We start from the raw sequence: 5,045 nt of genomic DNA, 5'->3' as shown, positions 1-5,045 counted from the left end.
CTTCCAGGTTTCCGCCACCGGTGCGGCCGCGGCTCCGCCGACGCCATCCGCGCAGCCCGCGGCCGCGGCCGCGGCCGCGGCTCCGTCCGCGCCGGCTCCCACACCGGCGTCATCCCCGCAGCGCGCGGCCGCGCCTCAGCCGACGGCCTCGCCGGCGCCTCAGCCGGCCCCGGCACCCCCCGCGACACCGGCTCCGCAGCCCGCGCCAGCCGCGGCCGCCCCGGCACCAGCTCCGCAGCCCACGCCGGCCGCGCCGACCCGGTCGGGAGGGTTCGGCTTCGGATCGAACGATCCCACGGCCAAGGCGCGGCGCCTGGCGCGCGCGCTGGTGTCCGACATCGTCACGTACCACCCGGAGCGGCGCGACACGGCACTCGCCGACGGCACGCTGAAGCGCGAGTTCATGGAAGAGATCAAGAAGAGCTGGGAGGAGTACGTGGGCCAGGTGGGCGCGGAGACGGCCCGCGGCACGCCGCACTTCCGCGACGCGCTGAACGAGATCCTGGCGAAGGGGCAGACTCTCTTCTAGTGCACTTCCCCTCCTCCCCGGGAACCCGTACATTCCCGCAGGTTACAAGACAGCAGTGGGGCCGCTCCTCCGGGCGGCCCTTGTCGTTGCCAGGAACCCGACCGATGACCGAAGACCTTCGTAGCGCACTGGACACGTACCGCAACCGGCTCGACGAGCTGGGGAGGTTTCTTTGACCTGGCTGCCAAGCAGGAGCAACTGAAGTCGCTGGAAGCCCGCATGGCCGAACCGTCGTTCTGGAACGACCAGGAAAAGGCCCGTGAGCTGATTGCCCTCACCAACCAGGTCAAGGGCTGGGTAGGCCCCTGGGAGCAGATGTCTGCCAAGGTGAACGACCTGGGCGAAATGCTCGACCTGCTGGAGATTGATGCCGACGAGGAGATGGGCGCGGAGGTCAGGGCCGAGGTCGAGGCGCTCGGCCCCGCGCTCGAGGCGCTGGAGCTCAAGAACATGCTCCAGCAGCCCGACGACCATCGCGACGCCCTGATCACCATCCACCCCGGCGCCGGCGGCACCGAAAGCCAGGACTGGGCGCAGATGCTGTTGCGCATGTACACGCGCTTCGGCGAGCGCAACGGCTTCGAGGTGGAACTGCTGGACCTGCAGGAGGGCGAAGAGGCGGGGATCAAGGACGCCACGCTGGAGGTCCGCGGCCAGTACGCGTATGGATTCCTCAAGGCGGAGCGCGGCGTGCACCGGCTCGTGCGCATTTCGCCGTTCGACTCGGCCGCACGCCGCCATACCTCGTTCGTCTCCGTGTTCGTCTCCCCCGCGGTGGACGACACCATCGAGATCGAGGTGCGCGAGGAAGACATCGAGATGGACGTGTTCCGCGCGTCCGGCGCCGGCGGGCAGCACGTCAACAAGACATCGTCCGCGGTCCGGCTGCGCCACCTGCCGTCGGGCATCGTCGTGGCCTGCCAGCAGGAGCGCTCGCAGCACAAGAACCGCGCGACCGCCATGAAGATGCTCAAGGCGCGCCTCTACCAGCGCGCGCTCGAGGAGCAGGAGGCGGAAAAGGCCAAGCTGGAGAACACCAAGACCGACATCGCCTTCGGCAGCCAGATCCGCTCGTACGTATTCCAGCCGTACACCATGGTCAACGACCATCGCACCGAGCTCAAGCTGACCGACGTCCAGAAGGTGATGGACGGCGACCTGCAGCCCTTCATCCACGCCTACCTGCGGCAGTACGGGGCCGTGCACTCCGATGGCCAGTGACGAACTGACGCCGGGCGAGGAGCACCTTTCCGACGAGCGCGTCGTCGCCGACCGCGTGGCCAAGCTGGCCCGGCTGCGCGAGCGTGGCGTGGAGCCGTACGCCTACTCGTACGAGACCACGCACGGGGCCGCGGAGGCGGTCGCGCTCTTCCAGGCGCACGAGCAGGCGCACGGCGCCGAGGAGATGGGCGAGCGCGTGCGCGTGGCCGGCCGCCTGGTCAGCCGCCGGGTGATGGGCAAGAGCACCTTCGGCCACGTGGCGGACCGCACGGGCAGGGTGCAGCTCTACCTGCGCGTCAACGACCTGGGCGCGGAGTACGAGCTGCTGGACCTGGTGGACCTGGGCGACTGGGTGGGCGCCGAGGGCACGCTCTTCCGCACGAGGACGGGCGAGGTGTCGCTCAAGGTCTCGTCGTTCCAGCTGCTGGCCAAGGCGCTCCGTCCGCTCCCCCTCGGCAAGGAAGAGGTGGATGCGGAGACGGGGGAGCGCATCGTCCACTCCGGGTTTACCGACGTGGAGGCGCGCTACCGCCAGCGGTACGCCGACCTGGCGGTGAACCCCGCGGTGCGCGACACCTTCGTTCTGCGGGCGCGGATCGTCAGCGCGCTGCGGCGGTTCCTGGACGAACGAGGGTTCATCGAGGTGGAGACGCCCATCCTGCAGCCGCTCTACGGCGGTGCGCTGGCGCGCCCCTTCACCACGCACCACAACGCGCTCGACATGCAGCTGTACCTGCGCATCGCCGACGAACTGTACCTGAAGCGGCTGATCGTAGGCGGCATGGAGCGGGTGTACGAGATCGGCAAGGACTTCCGCAACGAGGGGCTCAGCCGCTTTCACAACCCCGAGTTCACCATGCTGGAGTTCTACGCCGCGTACCTGGACTACGAGGGCGTCATGCGGCTCACCGAAGAGCTGCTGAGCCACGTGGCCCGCGAGGCGCTTGGCGAGCGTCCGGTGACCTTCGGCGGGCACGAGATCTCGTTCGCGGCGCCCTTCGCCCGCTACTCCATGTTCGAGGCGCTGCAGGAGATCGGCGGCGTCGACGTCCCCGGCTCCACCGAAGACCAGCTGCGCGACCGCGTGCGCACGCTCGGCTTTTCAGCGGACGACGTGAAGGCGATGGGGCGCGGCAAGCTGATCGACGAGCTGTTCGGTGCGCTCGTGGAGCCCAAGCTCATCCGGCCGACGTTCATCACCGACTATCCGCGCGAGATGTCGCCCCTGGCCAAGCCCAAGCGCGGCGACGAGGCGCTGACGGAGCGGTTCGAGCTGATCGTCGCCGGCAAGGAGCTGTGCAATGCGTACAGCGAATTGAACGATCCCATCGACCAGCGCGAGCGCTTCGAGGCACAGAAGCGGCTGGCGCTGGCGGGTGACGAGGAGACGCAGCCCATCGACGAAGACTTCCTGCGCGCCATGGAGTTCGGCATGCCGCCCACCGGCGGGTTCGGGATGGGGGTAGACCGGCTGACCATGATCCTTTCCGGCCAGCCGTCCATCCGCGACGTGATCCTGTTCCCCACCATGAGGCCCGAATGAGCCTGGAGTGGCGCGTCGCCAGGCGCTACCTGTCTTCCCGGCGGGGAACCAGGTTCCTGTCGCTGATCACGCTGATCGCCATCGGCGGCGTGGCCGTGGGGGTGATGGCGCTGATCATCGTTACGGCGGTGATGAACGGGCTGCAGAACGAGCTGCGGCGCGGCATCCTGGGCGTCAATCCGCACGTGTTCGTCCTTACCTACGGCGAGGGGATGCGGATGGCCGGGTGGCGCGGCCCCATCCAGGAGGTCCGCAAGGTCGAGGGCGTCGTCGCGGCCGGGCCCTTCGTGCACACCGAGGTGGGGCTGCGCAACCGCGGCGGCTACGCGGAGGGTGCGGTGCTGCGCGGCATCGTCACGGAAGGTGACGGATCGGGTGTTACGGACATCCCCCGGCTGCTGCGCGAGGCGCGCATCAGCCTGGGGCCCACGCGCAGCGGGCTGGCGCCGATCGCAGTGGGCGCGGGGCTGGCGGGCCGCCTGGGGCTGATTCCCGGTGACACGGTGACCGTCGTTTCGTTCACCAACGTGCGAATGACGCCCATGGGGCCCAGCCCCGAGATGGAACTGTTCGAGTTCGTGGGCGCCGTGCGCACGGGGATGTGGGAGTACGACAACAAGTTCTCGTACACCAGCCTGACGGCGGCGCAGCACCTGACGGGGCTCAACGAGGCCGTCTCCGGGCTGGAGGTGCGCCTGGACGACCCGCAGGACGCCACCGAGGTGTCGCTGAAGATCGACAAGGCCTTGGGGCTTCCGTACCGCACGGACAACTGGATGACCATGAACGGGGCGCTGTTCAATGCCCTGAAGCTGGAAAAGCTGGCCCTGTTCCTGATCCTGCTGCTGATCGTGATCGTCGCCGCCTTCAACATCGTCTCCACGCTGGTGATGGTGGTGACCGACAAGACGCGGGAGATCGGCATCCTGAAGTCGATGGGGATGACCTCGCGCCGCATCCTGCGGCTGTTCATGGTGCAGGGGCTGGTGATCGGCATGGTGGGCGCGGCGATCGGCGGGGCGGGGGGCGTGCTGGTGGCCTGGGTGACGGACTACTTCCGCCTGATCCGCATCCCCGGCGAGATCTACTTCGTCAGCCACCTGCCGGTGAAGGTGGATCCCGTGGACCTGGTGGGCATCCTGCTCGCCACGGTGGTGATCTCGTTCCTCGCGACGGTGTATCCCGCCTGGCAGGCCGCGCGCCTGGATCCCGTGGAGGCGATCCGCCATGAGTAGCGAATCGCTGGACCGGCCCGCGGACGAGTTCGCGGATGACGGGGCGCAGATGACGTCCCCCATCGTGCCCGAACCGACGGTCGACGCCGCGCCGCGGCGGTCGTTCGACGGGGTGGAGCCGTCCATCAGCGCCCGGGGCGTGCGCAAGTCGTACGTGGGGGGCGACGGAATGCCCATCCACGTGCTGGACGGGGTAGACCTGGACGTGCGGCCGGGGGAGATGGTGTCGGTGATCGGCGCGTCCGGCTCCGGCAAGTCGACACTGCTCCACGTCCTGGGCGCGCTGGACCGCCCCGACCAGGGCGCCGTGTCCGTGGGCGGCGTGCCCGTCGCCGGGCTGAACGAGCAGGCGATGGCGGAGCTGCGGGCCAAGCGCGTGGGCTTCGTCTTCCAGTTCCACCACCTCCTGCGCGAGTTCAGCGCGCTGGAGAACGTGATGATGCCGCAGCTGATCGCCGGCACGGGCGAGGGCAAGGCGCGGGAGCGGGCCAGGGAGCTGCTGGACCTGGTCGGATTG

5 protein-coding genes are annotated in these 5,045 nt (G+C 69.1%); all 5 read left to right on the top strand.

Annotated elements, in window-relative coordinates; translation table 11 throughout:
- On the top strand, positions 1–529 hold a 529-nt coding region (locus VIB55_RS04370; RefSeq protein ID WP_331875448.1), incomplete at its 5' end, for a hypothetical protein.
- A gap of 104 nt (positions 530–633) precedes the next feature.
- Positions 634–1,750 (top strand): peptide chain release factor 2 gene (prfB, locus tag VIB55_RS04365; RefSeq protein ID WP_333783815.1). Its coding sequence is split into 2 segments (ribosomal slippage): positions 634–690 and positions 692–1,750, totalling 1,116 coding nucleotides; the frame shifts between segments, so codons are not numbered across the junction.
- Positions 1,740–3,293 carry a lysine--tRNA ligase gene (gene lysS, locus VIB55_RS04360; RefSeq protein WP_331875447.1) on the top strand — a complete coding sequence of 518 codons (1,554 nt, stop codon included), beginning with the start codon at positions 1,740–1,742 and terminating at the stop codon, positions 3,291–3,293. The genes prfB and lysS overlap by 11 nt, the downstream gene beginning before the upstream one ends.
- Complete coding sequence (locus VIB55_RS04355; protein ID WP_331875446.1) at positions 3,290–4,528, top strand: FtsX-like permease family protein; 1,239 nt, start codon at positions 3,290–3,292, stop codon at positions 4,526–4,528. Before lysS ends, VIB55_RS04355 begins: the two co-directional genes overlap by 4 nt.
- Positions 4,521–5,045, top strand: a 525-nt coding sequence (locus tag VIB55_RS04350) for an ABC transporter ATP-binding protein (protein ID WP_331875445.1), incomplete at its 3' end; no start/stop codon positions are given. The genes VIB55_RS04355 and VIB55_RS04350, both read left to right, overlap by 8 nt.

This window comes from Longimicrobium sp., assembly GCF_036554565.1.
GTDB lineage: Bacteria > Gemmatimonadota > Gemmatimonadetes > Longimicrobiales > Longimicrobiaceae > Longimicrobium.
Note: the sequence above shows the minus strand (reverse complement) of the source record. Positions and strands in the feature narration are given on the sequence as shown.

Excerpts from the sequence above, each read along its gene's own strand:
- lysS (WP_331875447.1), top strand. The coding sequence starts at position 1,740 with ATGGCCAGTGACGAACTGACGCCGGGCGAGGAGCACCTTTCCGACGAG.
- VIB55_RS04355 (WP_331875446.1), top strand. The coding sequence starts at position 3,290 with ATGAGCCTGGAGTGGCGCGTCGCCAGGCGCTACCTGTCTTCCCGGCGG.